This window comes from Kitasatospora acidiphila (assembly GCF_006636205.1).
GTDB lineage: Bacteria > Actinomycetota > Actinomycetes > Streptomycetales > Streptomycetaceae > Kitasatospora > Kitasatospora acidiphila.
Map to the genome: position 1 here is coordinate 156,292 of NZ_VIGB01000001.1, position 17,596 is coordinate 173,887.

A 17,596-nucleotide genomic window follows, 5' to 3' on the forward strand; every position below is an offset into this window, starting at 1 on the left:
CGATGACCCCCTACACCGTCCTGATCCTCCTGGTCGCCCTGGAGCGCCTCGCGGAGCTGGTCACCGCCCAGCGGCACACCCGCTGGAGCCGCGCCCGCGGCGGCGTGGAGCACGGCAGCGGTCACTACCCGGTCATGGTCGTGCTGCACACCGGCCTGCTGGCCGGCTGCCTGCTGGAGACCGCACTGGCGCACCGGCCGTTCCTGCCCTGGCTGGGCTGGCCGGCCTTCGCGGCCGTGCTGCTGGCCCAGGCGCTGCGCTGGTGGTGCATCGCCTCGCTCGGGCCCCGCTGGAACACCCGGGTGATCGTGGTTCCCGGCCTGCCCCTGGTGGACCGCGGCCCCTACCGGTGGCTGCGTCACCCGAACTACCTCGCCGTGGTGCTCGAAGGCGTGGCGCTGCCGCTGGTCCACACCGGCTGGCTCACCGCAAGCGTGTTCACGCTGCTCAACATCCCGTTGCTGGTCACCCGGATGCGCTGCGAGAACGCCGCCCTGACCATGGCCGCACCGGGGTGATCGACCTCCTCGTGGCCGGGGGCGGCCCGGCCGGCCTCGCCACCGCCATCCATGCCGCACGCGCCGGGCTGGAGGTCGTCGTCGCCGAACCGCGCCGCACGCCGATCGACAAGGCCTGCGGCGAGGGGCTGATGCCGCACGGCGCGCAGGCCCTCGCCGGACTCGGCGTCCAGGTCACGGGGCAGCCGCTGCGCGGCATCCGCTACCTCGACGACCGCCACCAGGCCGAGGCCCGGTTCCGCGGCGAGCCGGGCCTGGGTGTGCGCCGCACCGACCTGCACGCGGCACTCGCCCACCGGGCCCGGCAGCTCGGCATCCGAGTGCTGCCGGTGCTGGTGGACGGCGTGCGCCAGGACGGCTCGTCGGTGTCCGCGGCGGGACTGCGGGCCAGGTACCTCGCCGCCGCCGACGGCCTCCACTCGCCGATCAGACGCGGGCTCGGGCTCGACCGACCGGTGGACGGCCCCGGCGCCACGGCCTGCGCAGGCACTTCGCGGTCGCCCCGTGGTCCGACTGCGTCGAGGTGCACTGGTCGCCCTCGGCCGAGGCCTACGTCACGCCGCTCGCGCCGGACCTGGTCGGCGTCGCCGTGCTGACCTCCCGCCGCGGCCCCTTCGAACAGCACCTCGCCGCGTTCCCCGCCCTCCTGGACCGGCTGCCCGCCGGTGCGGCGGGCCCGGTGCGGGGAGCGGGGCCGATGCGGCAGCGGGTGCGCGCCCGGGTGGCCGGGCGGGTGCTGCTGGTGGGCGACGCGGCCGGATACGTGGACGCGCTGACGGGTGAGGGTCTCTCCCTCGCCTTGGCCGGCGCGGCGGCCCTCGTGGGCAGCGTCCGGGCCGACCGCCCCGAGGGCTACGAGCGGGCTTGGCGCAGCGTGACCCGCCGCCACCGGGTCCTCACCCACGCGCTGGTGTGGGCCCGTGGGCGGTCGGCGCTGGCACCGCACATCGTCCCGGCCGCGGCACACCTGCCGCCGCTCTTCTCCGCGCTGGTCAACCGCCTCTCCTGAGCGGGGGCGGGAGCTCGGCCGGCACCTCGATGAACCGACGCTCGGGCCGGCGCGTACCAAGCGGAGAACGCCCCTGCCACCGGGTCCGGCGAACCTCCGTGACGGCCGGGCGCACCTCACCGTTCTCCGAGAAGCGATCACGCGGAAAGGAGACGCCGCCGTGGCCGCCACCACCACCCAGGTCCACCCGCCTGCCACGCACCGATCCCGCACCGCCGCCGTGCTGTGGCTGCTGAGCCTGCTCACCGCGGCCGGGCTGGCCGTCGACGCCTATGTGCACGCCGACCTCGCCCAGTCCTACGACCCGATCAAGGCCACCGTCAGCCAGGGCGGCCTCTTCCGGGCCGAGGCCGCGGCAGCGGCCCTCGCCGCCCTGCTCCTGCTCGTCCTGCGACGCCACCGGTACGCCTGGCTGCTCGCCTTCGCCGTGGCCGGCGCGGGTCTCGCGGCCGTGCTGGTCTACCGCTACAACGATGTCGGGGCCATCGGTCCCCTGCCGAACATGTACGAACCGGTCTGGTACCCCGAGAAGACCGCATCCGCCATCGCCGAGGGCGTTGCCGCCGCCACCGCCCTGGTCGGGCTGCTGCTCACCTGGCGCCGACCGGCGAGGGGCGACGGCCGCCGCCATCGGGCGTCCCGGCAGCGCCAGTAGGCCACGGGGGGTGACGGCGCGCACCGATCAGTGCAGCCGCTGCTCCCAGTCGGCCGGGACGCGGCCGGCCGGTCCCGGGACGGGCTGGCTGACCGGGTGCGAGGTCGGGCCGGCCAGCGCCGGACCGTCGTAGAACTGCTCGGTCTCGAAGTTCCAGAACCAGTCTTCGCCCGGTTCGAAGCTGGTCAGGAAGGGATGGCCCGCTGTGCGGGCGTGCGCGCTGGCGTGCTGGGCCGGTGAGGAGTCGCAGCAGCCGATGTGACCGCATGCGGCGCACCGGCGCAGGTGGAACCACCACCCCTCGGCCGCCAGGCACTCCACGCATCCCTCGCCGCTCGGGGGCACGCTCGGGTCGATACCGGGGATCGTTCTGTCACCACTCATCACTGACACCTCCTCAGTCAGCGTAGCGACCGGTCGGGGGCCGGGCCTGCCGGAGCGCGGGGCCCGGCGCCAGGGCGGCTCCGCCGACCCCGCGCCACCGCTCGGCCCGGTGTTCCGGTGCACTGCGCCGGGGCCGGTTCGTGGCGGAGAGGTAAAGGGAGATAGCGTCGTCCAGTGCTGTTCCGTATCCTCCTGACCCGGCGCTGGGTGATCCTGACCCTCGTCTTCTTCGCGATCATCCCGGCGATGTTCCTACTCGGGCGGTGGCAGTACCACCGCTATGAGCAGACCAACCGGCAGAACACCGCGACCTCCGCCGCGATGCAGGCGCCGCCGGTCGCGATGGATGTGATCTCGCACCCCGGCGGGACTGTGCCGGCCGCGGAGACGTACCGCTCGGTCACCGCGACCGGGCACTACGACCCGTCGTACGAGTTCGTGATCCGCCAGCGCACCGACGCCTCCGGCGACACGGTCGGCTACTACGTGGTCACCCCGCTGGTCACCGACGCCGGCGACGTGGTGCTGGTCAACCGCGGCTGGATCGCCTCGAACGCGGACGCCACCAGCTACCCGACGGTGCCGCCGGCCCCCTCCGGTGAGCTGACGGTGACCGGTCGGCTGCGGCCCGACGAGACCTTCCGACGGGAGCAGCGCGGGCTGCCGGACCGGATGTTCATGCGGATCAACAGCAGCGAGCAGGCCGCGCGCCTGAAGCAGCCGGTGGTCGCGGGCTACCTGGAGCTGGTCTCTACCAACCCCACCCCGCCGGGCGCCGACGAGGCCGAGCACGTACCGGGCCCCAATGTCACCTCCACCGGCGACGCCGCGGTGGTCGGCAAGGGCGTCCACCTGCCCTACGCGATCCAGTGGTGGCTGTTCGCCGCGCTGATCCCGGCCGGCTGGATCGTCATGCTGCGCCGCGACCTCCGCGAGGCCCGCGAGAAGCAGGCCGCCGACGAAGCCGCCGCCGCGGCCGGCCCCGCCCCGGACGCCCCGGCAGAGGAGCCCGGCCCCACCCCGGGCTCCGACAAGGCCACCGTCCCGGCCGCCGAGTCCGACCCCGCGCAGCGCTAGTACGCGCGCACACTGTTCGCGGTGCTGAGGCCGCAGCTCTCGACGAGCTGCGGCCTCATCGTTCCACGGCGGCTGGTGCGGGGCTCCACGCGCGGCATCAACTCGTGGCGACGGGCGCCGGTTCGGGTTCCGGAACATCGCGCAGGTGGCGCAGCGGGGAGAAGAACACGAACCAGCCGGCCGCCGAGAACCCGATGACCGCCACCCAGAGTGCGGGCCGCACCCCGATCAGCGTGCCCAGCAGCCCGCCGAGGATGCCGCCGATCGGCATCGTGCCCCAGACGACCCACCGGACGGCCGCGTTCATCCGCCCCATCAGCTCAGGGGGCGTCACCGACTGCCGGTAGCTGACCTGCGCGATGTTGTACACCATCACCGCGAAGTAGGTGATGCTCCAGCCCAGCGGGACGAGCAGCACTCCCCAGCCGCGCCAGGCCGCCGCCACGATGGCCTGCGGGGCGCTGAACGACAGCGCGGACATCCAGATGATCCGCGCCGAACCGAACCGCTTCGCCAGCCGGCCGGCGAGCATGCCGCCTGCGATGCCGCCGATGGCCCCGCCCGCCATGATCAATCCGGTGAACGCGGGCCGCACGTGCAGCACCCGGATCAGGAAGACCATCGCCAGCGCCGTGTTCATGCCGCTGAACAGGTTCGAGATGCCCGTGCACGCCACGATCCTCCGCAATATCTTGTGGTGGACGACGAATCGCAGTCCTTCGGCGATCTGGCTGCGCAGCGTCTCGTCCGCCCGCCGCGCACGCGGCGGCTCCTCGCGCTTCCTGATGCCGAAGACCGACGCGACCGAGAGCGCGTAGGAGATCGCGTCGGCCGTCATCGCTCCCGCTGCGCCGAAGGCCGCGACCAGCCCGCTGCCCAGGCTGGGTCCGCCGAGCTGCGAGAAGGCGCCGGTGGTCCCGAGCTTGCCGTTGGCGTCCATCAGCTGCTCGGTGCGGACCAGCGACGGCAGGTAGCTCTGGTAGGAGACGTCGAAGAACACCGTGCACACGCCGGCGGCCAGGGCGACCAGGTAGAGCTGCGTCATGGTCAGAGCACCCAGGGCGGCGGCCAGCGGGAGCGAGCCGATCAGCAGCAGGCGCAGCAGGTCGCAGACGATCATGATGGACCGCTTGGAGCCGCGGTCCACGAGCGCGCCCGCGGGCAACGCGATCAGCGCGAACGCCGCTGTGGTGGCCGCGGTCAGCAGACCGACCTGGAACGTGCTCGCCTTGAGCGCGACGACCGCGACCAGCGGCAGCGCGACCTGGGTGACCGCCGAGCCCATCTCACTGACCGTCTGGCCGCCCCACAGCAGCATGAAATCCCGCTGCCGCCACAGGCTCGGACTGCCGAGCTCCGGCTCGGCTTCGCCCACATCCGTCGCCAGTTCCGTCACAGCGCCTGCTCCATCTCAACCCCCACCAAGATCGCCTGATACCGCGCGCCACCCTAGCGGCCTCGAATCCTCCGTGTCCGACGTAGAGTTCCCCCCTGTAGCAGAACTACGACAGAGCGGCCCGGACGGAGGAGCATGAACGGCAGCGAGCGGCCCGGGTCCGCCTGGCGCCCGATCGGCCTCCGCTGGACGCCCGACGAGCAGGTGGCCCTGGAATGGGACGCACCGGCCGGCCGCGCACCGCGTCTGAGTCCGCTCCCGGTCGGCGGTCGGCTGGCCGTGCTGGTGGGCGCGGACCGGCGCTGTGTGGGCGTCCGCCATGCGGGCCGGCGGATCGAGTGCCCGCTCACCGCGCCGCTCGCACCGGCCGCCCGCCGGGCGCAGTGCGAGGCGTGTGGCGCACTGGCGGCCACCAACTCCGTTGCCACCGACACCAGTCTGCTGGACGACAAGCGCGAGTACGCGGTGTACCTGGCCCACCACGGCGAGTTGATCAAGGTCGGGATCAGCAGGACCGAGCGCGGCTCGGCGCGCCTCCTCGAACAGGGCGCGCTGGCCTCGGTCGTCCTCTCCACCGGATCGCTGCCGGCCGCGCGCCGGGTCGAGCGGCTACTCGGTGCGGCCCTGGGCCTGCCCGACCGGGTCAGCAGCAGCCGCAAGCGCCGAGCCCGCGCCCGGCCGGGCACCACTGCCGAGCGCGAGGCCGCCCTGGCTGCCGCGATCGGGGACTGCCAGGGCCTCAACTGGCCTTCCGGGCAAGCCCGTCGCGCCCCGGTGATCAGCGACCACGCACACCGCTACCCCTGCCCGAGGACGGCCTGCGCCCGGCGGCAGCGGTGCGTCCGTTGGCACCCGGGCAGCAGCTCGCCGGCACCATCGTCAGCCGGATCGGCAGCGACCTCTACCTGGCCACCGATGCCGGCACGATCCTGCTGGACGTACGCCTGCTGGCCGGCTGGGAGCTGCTGCGGTGCGCACCCGACGCCGAGTCCACAGCTCCGCTCCAGCCCCTGCCCGCCGAGTCCCAGCAAGACCAACTCTTCTGACCCACCGGCCACTTGACACCGCATGCACCGGCCTACGAGGCGGAGTATGCAGGGATCGAACCTGCGCGGGTGACCCCGACGACGGCTTAGCAAGCCGCTGCCTTACCGCTCGGCCAATCCTCCGTGGCGCTGACAGGATTCGAACCTGCAACCTGCGGCCCCTCAGACCGCCGCCTCTCCCAGTTGGGCTACAGCGCCTCGCGTAGCGTCGGTGCGATTCGAACGCACACTGCGCCGGTCCTGAACCGACTCCCTCTACCGTTGGGGTACGACGCCAAGTCCCGGGCGCACGCTGGCGTGCGCCCACTTGCCGGCCCGGCAGGATTCGAACCCGCGACATTCCGCTTTGGAGGCGGACGCTCTACCACCTGAGCTACAGACCAGTGCGTTGCCGAGGAATCGAACCTCGCCATCCCGTAGGAGCAGGGGTTACAGCCCCGCTTGCATCCCAGCGCTCAACGCGTGCGTGTGCTACGAGAGTAGGCAGTCGGGGCGCCGCGGGCGACTGAATATCGGAGCGACCGCGCAGGACGAGGACTGACGCACAACACGCCGGCTCAAAGACGTGTGAGGGCGAGCCGGTCGGCTCGCCCTCACACGCCCCTGGAGAACCCGGTCGCCTCGTTGGGCGTCAGGCGCCGAGGGTGGCGGACAGCCAGTCGTGGACGGCGACGGCGCAGTCCTCCGAGTACTCCTCCAGCATGCTGAAGTGGTGGCCCGGGACGGTCAACGCCTCGTGCCGGAGCGGCCAGGACGAGCGCCACTCCTCGGCCTCACCGGCCTCGGCCGACGAGTGCCGCAGCGGGTCCTGCGCCCTGACCAGCAGGGTCGGCACCGTCAGCGCCACCGGCTGCCACTCGGCGAACACGTCGAAGTACCCGCCCATCGCGCTGAACCGGGTGTCGTCGATGGTGCCGAACACATCACCGCGGTCGAGCATGGTGTCGATGAACCCGTACTGGATCGAGGCCGGCGGCGGGCTGTCCGGAGCGTAGGTGTCCAGCAGCACCAGGGCCGCCGGCCGCACGCCGCTGCGTTCCAGCCGGCTCGCCACCGCGGACGCCGTCCAGCCGCCGGACGAGTGACCCAGCAGCACGAACGGGCGATCCCCGAAGCGACGTTCGATCACCTGTGCCTGCTGCTCCACGATCGCCCCCAGATCGGCGGGCAGGAGCTCGCCCTTGACGAAGCCGGGCAGCGGGAGCGACAGCACCTCGCGTCGGCCGCCCAGTGGCGCGGAGAACCGCGCGTACTGGTACGGGCTGGACAGCGCGCCCAAGGTGGGGAAGCAGACGATCGCCGGCTCGTCCGGCCCCGACACCAGGGTCACCAGGTCCGACGTGCGGGCGACCTGCGCCGGGTCCTCGAACTTCTCCCTGATCCTGGCGGCCGCGATCAGCAGGTCGAGGCCGTGCTCCAGCTTGGCGAGTTCGTAGGCCTTGGTGAACATCGAGGCCAGATAGCCGTCGGATGCCGGCGCCGAGGCCGGAGCCGGTGCGACGGTGCCGACGGCTGCCGAGCCGCTCGGCTGCCTCACCGCCGGCCCGCCCGCGAGTCCGGCCGGGCCCTGGGCGGCAAGCTCCGCCGACAGGCCCTGGACCAGCGCCGCCGGGGTCGCGTAGTCGAACACGAGGGTCGACGGCAGGCGCAGACCCGTCGCGTCGTTCAGCCGGTTGCGCAACTCCACGGCCGTGAGGGAGTCGAAGCCCTGCTCGATGAACCCCTTCTCCGCCTCGACCGCGTCGCCGGCGCCGTGGCCGAGCACCGCGGCGGCCTGGCCGCAGACGACATCGGTCAGCACGGCCGGCCACTCGCTCTGCGGCAGGCCGGCCAGCCGCTGCCCGAGGTCCTCGACCGTCGGCACGGTCCCGGCCGACGCGGCGCGGCGTGACGTCGCCCGCACGAGGCCCCGCAGCAGCGCGGGCACCGTGGTCGAGTGGTCCGACGCCGCGCGGCTCTTGGCACGCAGCCGCAGCGCCAGGACGGTCGGCAGCCCGCTCCCGATCGCCGCGCCGAGCAGCCCGAGCTCGTCGCGGGCACCCAGCCAGGCCGTCCACGGCTCCGGCATCGTCCGATCGGTCCCCGTCGACAGCTCCCAGCCGAGCGACGTCGCCGCCAGGCCGGCCGCCCTGCGCAGGTGGGCGAGCGCGTCCAGGAACGCGCCGACCACGCCGGCGCCGGCCCGGTCCGAGCAGCCGAGCGTGCCCGCAGTGGCGGAGAACACGACGAAGGAGGACAGCTCGGTACCGCGGGTGGCCAGGTCCAGGTTCTCCGCTGCGGCGATCTGCGACTCCAGGTGGCGCTGCGCGGCCTCGGCGGCCTGCTCGGCGACCGCCCCGGGCCCCTCGGCCCCCGGCAGGTGGACCACGGCGGTCAGCGGGTGCTCGGCGGGGATGTCCTGCAGCAGCCGGTCGAGCGCGGTGCGGTCGGTGAGATCGCAGACCGCGCGGCTCACCAGCACACCTGCGCCCGGAAGTTCGGCCGCAACCGCGCTGTCCAGGTCGCCCGCGGCGGCGAGCTCGTGCTCGTCGGCGAGGTCGCGCTTGCCGGTGACGACCAGGAGCAGGTGGCGTGCGCCGTGGGCGGCCACCAGTTCCTTGGCCACCTCGCGTCCCAGCGCCCCACTGGCGTTGGTGACCAGCACGGTGCCCTCGGACGCCAGAGCGGGTCCCGGGGCGTCGGCCGCCCGCGCGGGCACTCGGGCGAGCCTCGGTGCGAGCACCGTGCCCGCGCGGACCGCCAGTTGGGGCTCGTCGGCGGTCAGGAGCGCAGCCGCGACGATGCCGTCGAACGGCTCGTCGGCGAGGTCGAGGATGCCGAAGCGTCCGGGGTTGCCGGCCTGCGCCGCCCTGACGAGTCCGACCACCGCGGCCCCGACCGCATCCACGGCGCCGTCCGCCGCGCCGGTGGTCACCGCGCCGCACGCGACGAACACCAGCCGCGCGCCGGCCAGGCGCTCGTCGGCCAGCCATGCCTGCACGGCCTCGGTTGCCCAGCCCACGGCCGCCGTCGCGGCTGCTGCGATCGGGGCATCCGGGGCATGCGTCGCGGGAACCGGGAGCAGCACGAGCTCCGGCACCCGACCGGCTGCGGCCACCTGCTCGCCGAGCGCGGCGAGGTCGGGAACGACGACCAGGCCTTCGGTCGACCGGGCTGGGGTGGCGGTGCGCGCGGCCTGCGCGAGTCGCACGGCCTCGGCGCCACCGACGGTCACCCACGACCCGACCACGTCCGGTGCCGTCTCGTCCGACACCGGCAGCGGCACCCAGGTCAGTTCGAGCAGCGACTGCTGTGCCGGGCTTCCGGCGGCGGCGAGCTGCTCGGCCCGGACCGGGCGGAGCGCGAGGGACTCAACTGTGGCCAGCGACCGCCCGGTTCCGTCGGCGATCGCCAGCGACAGCGTCTCCGGCCCGGCCGGAGTGAGCCGCACCCGCAGGCTGGTGGCACCGGCGGCGCCCAGCGAGACGCCGCTCCAGGAGAACGGCAGCCCCCGCCGACCCTCGCCGTCGCCCGTCGTCAGCAGCGACACGGGCTGCAGAGCAGCCTCCAGGAGCGCCGGGTGCAGAGCGAACGACCGGGCCTGCGAGGCGATCTGCTCCGGCAGCGCCACCTCGGCGAAGACCGTGTCGCCGAGGCGCCAGACGGCCTGCAGCCCCTGGAACGCGGGCCCGTAGGCGAAACCCGAGTCAGCGAGGCGCTGATAGCACCCGTCGAGGTCCACGGGCTCGGCCCCGGCGGGCGGCCACTGGGTCAGGTCGGCGCCGTCGGCCGGGCCGTCGGTCGCCAGCACACCGCTCGCGTGCCGGGTCCACGGCTCGTCGGCGGCACCCTCCGGGCGTGAGTGGATCACCACGCCGCGGTCGCCGCTTGCGGCCGGCTGCGACACCAGGACCTGCAACCGGACGCCGGGGCCCGCGCCCAGCACCAGCGGCGCCTCCAGCGTCAACTCCTCGACGAGAGCTGCGCCGACCTGGTCGCCGGCACGGATGGCAAGCTCCAGGAATCCGGCCGAGGGCATGACGACGGCACCGAGCACGGTGTGGTCGGCCAGCCAGGAGTGAGTCGAAAGGGAGAGGCGGCCGGTGAAGAGGAGCTCGTCGCTGTCCGCGACCTCGATCGCCGCACCGAGCAGCGGGTGGGCGGCGGCCTCCAGTCCCAGGCCGGTCGCGTCCTTGGCTCCTGCGCCGGATGCCTCCGGCCAGTAGCGGCGGCGTTGGAAGGCGTAGGTGGGCAGGTCGACCCGGCGGGCGCCGGTGCCCTCGAACAGCGCGTCCCAGGCGACCGGGGTGCCGGTGGCGTGCAGGCGCGCCAGCGCCTCCACCACGCCACGGACCTGGTCACGTCCCGAGCGCATGGTCGGCACCACGCCGCGGGCCGGGCCGTCCTGGGCAGGCACTCGGCGACCATGCCGGACAGCACCGCGTCCGGGCCGACCTCGACGAAGCTGCCAACACCCAAGTCCAGCATGGCGGCAACGCCATCGGCGAAACGCACCGCGTCGCGGACCTGGCGCACCCAGTACTGCGGCTGCGTCCACAACTCCGACTCCACCCGGCCGGTGACGGTGGAGACCAGCGGCAGCATCGGCTCGCGAAGGTCCAACCCGGCTACGACGTCCGCGAATTCCCGCAGCATCGGGTCCATCAGACCCGAGTGGAACGCATGACTGACCGTCAGGTGCCGCGTACGGCAGCCCAGCTCCGCAAGCTTGGCGGCGGCCGCCAGCACAGGCTCCTCAAGGCCCGACAGCACCACCGACGACGGACCGTTCACCGCCGCCAGCCAGACACCCTCCACGCCATCGACCACGGCGCGGACTACGTCCTCGGACCCGCCGACCGCGACCATCGCGCCACCCGCCGGCAGCGCCTGCATCAACCGCCCGCGCGCCACCACCAGCGCGCACGCATCCTCCAGCGACAGCACCCCGCCACATGCGCGGCAGCGATCTCACCCACCGAATGCCCGGCCAGCACACCGGCCGTCACACCCCACGACTCCAACAGCCGGTACAGCGCCACCTCCAGGGCGAAAATCGCCGGCTGCGCGAACCCCGTCCGGTTGATCGAGTCGTCCGACGGCAGCTCCACCCCAGCTGCGTGCACACCTCCTCATAGGCTCGCGCGAACACCGGGAACGCCTCACCCAACTCCCGGCCCATGCCCGCCCACTGCGAACCCTGACCCGAGAACACCGCCCCCAACCGACCTGCCACCACACCCGAAACAGCCACGCCCCCGACGCCAACCCACCAAGAGCAGCCAGCAGTTCACCACCATCAGCTGCCACCAGCGCCGCTCGGTGCTCAAACGCCGAACGCGACGTCGCCAGCGAGAACGCCGTGTCCAGCAGCCCCAGCCCCGGCTCGGCCTCCAACCGCTCCAGCAGCGCCGCAGCCTGACCCCGAACCGCCGCCTCGGACTTGCCCGACACCACCAACGGCACCACCGGAAGGCCGACCACAGCCTCCTGTTCCATCGGCGCAGGCTCCTCCGCCTGCTCCAGGATCACATGCGCGTTCGTCCCGCTCACACCGAACGACGACACCGCGGACCGACGCACCCGCCCACGGTCCGGCCAAATCTGATTGTTCGTCAGAATCTGTACCGTGCCTGCCGACCAGTCGACCTCCGTCGACGGCTCATCGACATGCAGGGTCTGCGGGAGCACGCCCTCCCGCATCGCCATCACCATCTTGATGACACCGGCCACGCCGGCAGCCGCCTGGGTGTGGCCGATGTTCGACTTCACCGACCCCAGCCACAGCGGCTCGTCGGCCGACCGCTCCCGACCGTAGGTGGCCAGCAGCGCCTGTGCCTCGATCGGGTCACCCAAACGCGTCCCCGTCCCGTGGGCCTCGACGGCGTCGACCTCGGAACCGGACAGCCCGGCACCGGTCAGCGCCTGGCGGATGACCCGCTGCTGGGAGGGACCGTTCGGCGCGGTCAGACCATTCGATGCACCGTCCTGGTTGACGGCCGAACCCCGCACCACGGCAAGGACGTTGTGGCCGTTCGCCACCGCGTCCGACAGCCGCTCGACCAGCAGCATGCCGACGCCCTCGCCCCAGCCCGTACCGTCCGCCGCATCCGCGAACGCCTTGCAGCGACCGTCAACCGCCAGACCGCGCTGCCGCGAGAACTCCACGAACGCGCCCGGCGTCGCCATCACGGTCACGCCACCGGCCAGCGCGAGGTCGCACTCGCCCGAGCGCAGCGCCTGCGCCGCCAGGTGCAGCGCCACCAGCGACGACGAACACGCGGTGTCCACCGTCACCGCCGGCCCCTCCAAGCCGAACACGTAGGACACCCGGCCCGACATCACACTCGCCGTGTTCCCGGTCATCAGGAAACCCTCGAGCCCGGCGGCGGCTCCGTCGGCGAACAGCGGAAGGTAGTCCTGGCCGTTGGTGCCCGCGAAGAGGCCGGTCCGGCTGCCCCGCACCGCGGCGGGGTCGATGCCGGCGCGCTCGAACGCCTCCCAGGAGGTCTCCAGCAGCAGCCGCTGCTGCGGGTCCATCGCCAGCGCCTCGCGCGGCGAGATCCCGAAGAACCCCGGGTCGAACTCGGCGACGTCGCTGAGGAACGCGCCTTCGTGCGTGTAGGAGGTGCCCTCGGTGTCGGGGTCCGGGTCGCGCAGCCGGTCCAGGTCCCAGCCACGATCGGTCGGGAAGCCGGACACCGTGTCGATGCCCTGGGCCACGACCCGCCACAGGTCCTCGGGCGACCGCACGCCGCCGGGGAAGCGGCAGCTCATGCCCACGATCGCGATCGGCTCGTCCAGCGCCACCGAGGCCGGCGCGCTGAGCTGGGCTCCGGTGTCCTGCTCACCCACCAGCTCCCGGCCCAGGTGCGCCGCCAGTGCCTCGGGGGTCGGGTAGTCGAAGATCAGGGTCGCGGGCAGGTGCAGGCCGGTGGCGGCGCCCAGTTGGTTGCGGAGCTGCACGGCGGTCAGCGAGTCGAAGCCGAACTCCTTGAACGCGAGGCTCCCGCTCACCAGGTCCGGCGACTCGTGGCCGAGGACTCCGGCCACGTGGGTGCGCACCAGGTCCAGCAGGGTTCGCGCCCGCTCGGCGCCGCTGAGGCCGGCCAGTCGACGGGCGAGCGGCAGCTTCTCCTCGTCGGCGCCGCTGTCGGGAGCCGACGACTCCCGGGCCTCACGCACCTCGGGTATCCGCTCGATCAGGCGGTTCGGCCGGGCGGAGGTCAGCATCGGGGCGAAGCGCTGCCATTCGATGTCGGCGATGCCGAGGCAGCAGTCACCGTTCTCCACCGCCTGGTGCATGGCGGCGACGGCGAGCTCCGGGTCCATGGGGTGAACGCCGTGGCGCCGCATCTGCTGCTGCATGCCATCGCCGCCGGCCATGCCGTCGCTCCCCCAGTTGCCCCAGGCGATCGACGTGACCGGCGCGCCCTCCGCACGCCACTGCTGCGCGATGGCGTCCAGACAGGCGTTGGCCGCAGCGTAGTTGCCCTGGCCCGACGAGGCTAGGGTCCCGGCCAGCGAGGAGAACAGGACGAACGCGTCCAGCGGGGTGTCCCGGGTCAACTCCCGCAGGTGGCGGGCGGAGTCGACCTTCGCGTGCAGCACCTGGTCGAACCGCTCGGGCGTGAGCGCGTCCAGGACCCCGTCGTCGAGCACGCCCGCAGTGTGCACCACCGCCGTCAGCGGGTGTTCGGCCGGCACCTGCGCGAACAGCAGCTCCAGCGCGGCGCGGTCGGAGACGTCGCACGCCGCGACGGTCACCTTGGCGCCCAACGCGGTCAGTTCGGCTTCCAGCTCGGTAGCGCCGGGTGCGGCCGGGCCCCGCCGGCTGACCAGCAGCACGTGCTCGGCTCCGTTGCGTGCCAGCCATCGGCCCACGTGTGCGCCGAGCGCGCCGGTCCCGCCCGTGACGAGGACGGTGCCGGTCGGCGCCCAGGTCCGGGCGGTGCCGAGGTGGTCCAGCGGTGCGCGGACCAGCCTGCGGGCGAAGGCCCCCGACGGTCGCAGCGCCACCTGGTCCTCGCCGCCCCTGGTCGCGAGGACGCGGGTCAGGAGGGCGACCGTGCGGTCGTCGGCGGCCGCGGGCAGGTCGATCAGCCCGCCCCAGCGGTCTGGGTGTTCCAGCGCCGCGACCCGGCCGAGGCCCCATACCTGTGCCTGCGCCGCGCTGGCGAGCTCCTCGCCGCCGGTCACGGCGACCGCGCCTCGGGTGGCGGCCCACAGGGGTGCGGTCACACCGGCGTCGCCGAGCGCCTGGAGGAGGTTCGCGGTGCCGGCCAGGCCCGCCGCGACGCTCTCCCCAGCCGTGTGCGGCCGCTCGTCCAGCGCGAGGAAGGAGAGCACGCCGGTGACGGTGATGCCGACCCCGGCGTCACCGATCAGCTTCGCGAGGCCGCTGCGGTCGACGGTCGCCGGATCGACATCGATGGTGACGACCTCGGCACCAGCGGTGTTCAACCCCCGGACCAACGCGTCGAACGCGCTGGCGGCGCCGGTGTGTTCCGGGTTGGTCATCCCGGCCGGAACGACGAGCAGCCAGGTGCCGGACAGCCGCCCGGCCGTCGGCGGGGTGAAGCCGTCCCAGGTGATGCGGTAGCGCCAGTGGTCGGCGGCGGACTGCTCGCGGACCCGCTGTCGGTACGACGACAGCACCGGCAGCACCGCCTCCAGCGACTCCGCCTGGATCTCGTCGACGCCCAGGGCCGCGCTCAGTCCCGCCAGGTCACCGCGCTCCACGACCTCCCAGAACCGGCCGTCCACCGCGTCCAACGGCGCCGCCCCCAACACCGGCCGCTCCGAGGGTTCCAGCCAGTAGCGGCGGCGCTGGAACGCGTAGGTGGGCAGGTCGACGCGACGGGCGCCGGTGCCCTCGAACAGCGTGTCCCAGGCAACCGGGGTGCCGGTGGCGTGCAGGCGCGCCAGCGCCTCCACGGCAGCGCGGACCTGGTCGCGCCCCGAACGCATGGTCGGCACCACGCCGCGGGCCGGGCCGTCCTGGGGCAGGCACTCCGCGACCATGCCGGACAGAACCGCGTCCGGGCCCACCTCGACGAAGCTGCCAACACCCAGATCCAGCATGGCGGCAACGCCATCGGCGAAACGCACCGCGTCGCGGACCTGACGCACCCAGTACTGCGGCTGCGTCCACAGCTCCGACTCCGCCCGGCCGGTCACCGTGGAGACCAGCGGCAGCACCGGCTCCCGCAGCTCCAACCCGGCCACGACGCCCGCGAACTCCTCCAACATCGGGTCCATCAGACCCGAGTGGAACGCATGACTCACCGTCAAGCGCCGTGTCCGGCACCCCTGCTCGGCCAGACGCGCGGCGGCCGCCAGCACCGGTTCCTCAAGGCCCGACAGCACCACCGACGACGGACCGTTCACCGCCGCCAGCCAGACACCCTCCACGCCCTCGATCGCAGCCCGGACGGTCTCCTCGGACCCGCCGACCGCGACCATCGCGCCACCCGTCGGCAGCGCCTGCATCAGCCGGCCGCGCGCCACCACCAGCGCACACGCATCCTCCAGCGACAGCACCCCCGCCACATGCGCGGCAGCGATCTCACCCACCGAATGCCCGGCCAACACCCCAGCCGTCACACCCCACGACTCCAACAGCCGGTACAGCGCCACCTCCAGGGCGAAAATCGCCGGCTGCGCGAACCCGGTCTGGTTGATCGAGTCATCCGACGGAAGCTCGATACCCAGCTGCGTGCACACCTCCTCGTAGGCCCGCGCGAACACCGGGAACGCCTCACCCAACTCCCGGCCCATGCCCGCCCACTGCGAACCCTGACCCGAGAACACCGCCCCAAGCGCCCAGACACCGCGCCCGAGACCCCGACCGCACCCGACGCCAACCCACCCAGAGCAGCCAGCAGTTCACCACGATCCGCCGCCACCACCGCCGCCCGGTACTCAAACACCGAACGCGACGTCAACGCCGAAAACGCCGCATCCAGCAGCCCCAGCCCCGGCTCGGCCTCCAACCGCTCCAGCAGCGCCGCAGCCTGACCCCGCACCGCCTCCTCAGACTTGCCCGACACCACCAACGGCACCACCGGAAGCCCAACCACAGCCTCCTGTTCCATCGACGCAGGCTCCTCCGCCTGCTCCAGGATCACATGCGCATTCGTCCCACTCACACCGAACGACGACACACCCGCACGCCGAGGGCGCCCCACTTCCGGCCACGCCCGCCGCTCGGTCAGCAACTCCACCGCGCCGGAGGTCCAGTCGATCTCCTTCGACGGCTCATCGACATGCAGGGTCTGCGGAAGGACGCCCTCCCGGAGCGCCATCACCATCTTGATCACACCCGCCACACCGGCAGCCGCCTGCGTGTGACCGATGTTCGACTTCAACGAGCCCAGCCACAGCGGAAGTTCGGCATCGCGTCCCTGACCGTAGGTCGCCAGCAGCGCCTGCGCCTCGATCGGGTCACCCAACCGCGTCCCGGTGCCGTGCGCCTCCACCGCGTCCACATCACCCACCGCCAGCCGCGCGTTGGCCAGCGCCTGCCGGATCACCCGCTGCTGCGACGGACCGTTCGGCGCGGTCAGACCGTTCGACGCACCGTCCTGGTTCACCGCCGAACCCCGCACCACCGCAAGGACGTTGTGGCCGAGCCGGCGTGCATCGGACAGCCGCTCGACCAGCAGCACGCCGGCACCCTCGCCCCAGCCCGTGCCGTCCGCCCCATCCGCGAACGCCTTGCACCGACCGTCACCAGCCATACCGCCCTGGCGGGAGAAGCCCACGAACAGTGCGGGTGTGGACATCACCGACACGCCACCGGCGAGCGCCAGGTCGCACTCACCCGCCCGCAGCGCCTGAACCGCCAGGTGCAGCGCCACCAGCGACGATGAACACGCCGTGTCCACCGTCACCGCCGGCCCCTCCAGGCCGAACACGTACGACACCCGGCCCGACATCACACTCGCGGCGGTGCCGGTGATCAGGTAGTTCTGGGCCTCCTCGATCGCATCGATCAGCACCATGCTGTAGTCCTGGCCGTTGGTGCCCGTGAACACCCCGGTCCTGCTGCCGCCGAGAGCCGTGGGGTCGATGCCGGCCCGTTCGAACGCCTCCCAGGAGGTCTCCAGCAGCAGCCGCTGCTGCGGGTCCATCGCCAGCGCCTCACGCGGCGAAATGCCGAAGAACCCCGGGTCGAACTCGCCGATGTCGTAGAGGAATCCGCCCTCCTGGACGGAGAAGCTCCCCTCAGCGTCCGGGTCCGGGTCGTAGAGGGCGTCCAGGTCCCAACCGCGGTCGGCCGGGAACTCCGCCATGGCGTCCGTGCCGTCGGCGACCAGGCGCCACAGCTCCTCGGGCGACCGCACCCCGCCCGGGTACCGGCAGGCCATCCCCACGATCGCGATCGGCTCGTGGGCCACATCCTCCAACTCGCGCATCTTCAAACGGGTTTCGTCCAGCTCGGTGCTGACCCGCTTGAGGAAGTACCGGAGCTTCTCTTCGTTTCCCATCAGGGACTCTCCATCATCTGTACTCAGCAAGGACCGGGGT

At 72.9% G+C, this 17,596-nt stretch carries 7 protein-coding genes, 4 tRNA genes and 2 pseudogenes; 5 read left to right on the forward strand and 8 right to left on the reverse strand.

Features of this window, described 5'->3' with window-relative positions:
* The first annotated feature begins 2 nt into the window (after positions 1–2).
* From E6W39_RS00740 to E6W39_RS00750, 3 genes and pseudogenes are all read left to right on the forward strand, one after another.
* Entirely contained in the window at positions 3–518 is a 516-nt protein-coding gene (locus E6W39_RS00740) for an isoprenylcysteine carboxyl methyltransferase family protein (protein ID WP_141631755.1), read from the forward strand.
* Positions 515–1,527: pseudogene (locus E6W39_RS00745) on the forward strand (NAD(P)/FAD-dependent oxidoreductase). The gene E6W39_RS00740 and the pseudogene E6W39_RS00745 overlap by 4 nt, the downstream one beginning before the upstream one ends.
* Before the next feature lie 160 nt (positions 1,528–1,687).
* Positions 1,688–2,182 carry a hypothetical protein gene (locus tag E6W39_RS00750; protein ID WP_220140135.1) on the forward strand — a complete coding sequence of 165 codons (495 nt, stop codon included), beginning with the start codon at positions 1,688–1,690 and terminating at the stop codon, positions 2,180–2,182.
* Between the two features lie 27 nt (positions 2,183–2,209).
* Here the strand turns inward: E6W39_RS00750 and E6W39_RS00755 are convergent, their stop codons facing one another.
* Positions 2,210–2,566, reverse strand: a complete 357-nt coding sequence (locus E6W39_RS00755) for a UBP-type zinc finger domain-containing protein (RefSeq protein WP_141631756.1) — start codon at positions 2,564–2,566, stop codon at positions 2,210–2,212.
* Between the two features lie 174 nt (positions 2,567–2,740).
* Between E6W39_RS00755 and E6W39_RS00760 the strand changes: the two genes are divergently transcribed.
* Positions 2,741–3,643 (forward strand): SURF1 family cytochrome oxidase biogenesis protein, encoded by a 903-nt coding sequence (locus E6W39_RS00760; protein WP_228717867.1) that lies wholly within the window; start codon positions 2,741–2,743, stop codon positions 3,641–3,643.
* A 97-nt stretch (positions 3,644–3,740) separates the two neighbouring features.
* On the opposite strand, the gene E6W39_RS00765 is transcribed toward E6W39_RS00760, so the two are convergent.
* Entirely contained in the window at positions 3,741–5,039 is a 1,299-nt protein-coding gene (locus E6W39_RS00765) for an MFS transporter (RefSeq protein WP_228717868.1), read from the reverse strand.
* 135 nt (positions 5,040–5,174) lie between these two features.
* Here E6W39_RS00765 and E6W39_RS00770 point away from each other — a divergent pair, with 135 nt between their 5' ends.
* Positions 5,175–6,101: a DUF2797 domain-containing protein gene (locus E6W39_RS00770; RefSeq protein WP_220140136.1), complete on the forward strand. Its 927-nt coding sequence runs from the start codon at positions 5,175–5,177 to the stop codon at positions 6,099–6,101.
* A 24-nt stretch (positions 6,102–6,125) separates the two neighbouring features.
* Here E6W39_RS00770 and E6W39_RS00775 read toward each other — a convergent pair.
* The 6 genes and pseudogenes from E6W39_RS00775 to E6W39_RS40735 all read right to left on the reverse strand — a co-directional run.
* Positions 6,126–6,208: transfer RNA gene (locus tag E6W39_RS00775), tRNA-Ser, on the reverse strand.
* Between the two features lies 1 nt (position 6,209).
* Positions 6,210–6,283 (reverse strand) — tRNA-Leu (locus tag E6W39_RS00780).
* A 5-nt stretch (positions 6,284–6,288) separates the two neighbouring features.
* A tRNA-Leu gene (locus E6W39_RS38895) sits at positions 6,289–6,361 on the reverse strand.
* 34 nt (positions 6,362–6,395) lie between these two features.
* A tRNA-Trp gene (locus E6W39_RS00785) sits at positions 6,396–6,468 on the reverse strand.
* Between the two features lie 248 nt (positions 6,469–6,716).
* On the reverse strand, positions 6,717–7,415 hold the full coding sequence (locus E6W39_RS43890) for an alpha/beta fold hydrolase (protein ID WP_407658342.1): 699 nt from the start codon (positions 7,413–7,415) through the stop codon (positions 6,717–6,719).
* Between the two features lie 33 nt (positions 7,416–7,448).
* A pseudogene (locus E6W39_RS40735) lies at positions 7,449–17,589 on the reverse strand (type I polyketide synthase); the annotation flags it as partial.
* Between the last annotated feature and the right edge of the window lie 7 nt (positions 17,590–17,596).

Bases quoted from the DNA above. Each gene is read 5' to 3' on its own strand.
- E6W39_RS00740 (WP_141631755.1), top strand. From the start codon at position 3: ATGACCCCCTACACCGTCCTGATCCTCCTGGTCGCCCTGGAGCGCCTC.
- E6W39_RS00755 (WP_141631756.1), bottom strand. From the start codon at position 2,566: ATGAGTGGTGACAGAACGATCCCCGGTATCGACCCGAGCGTGCCCCCG.
- E6W39_RS00770 (WP_220140136.1), top strand. From the start codon at position 5,175: ATGAACGGCAGCGAGCGGCCCGGGTCCGCCTGGCGCCCGATCGGCCTC.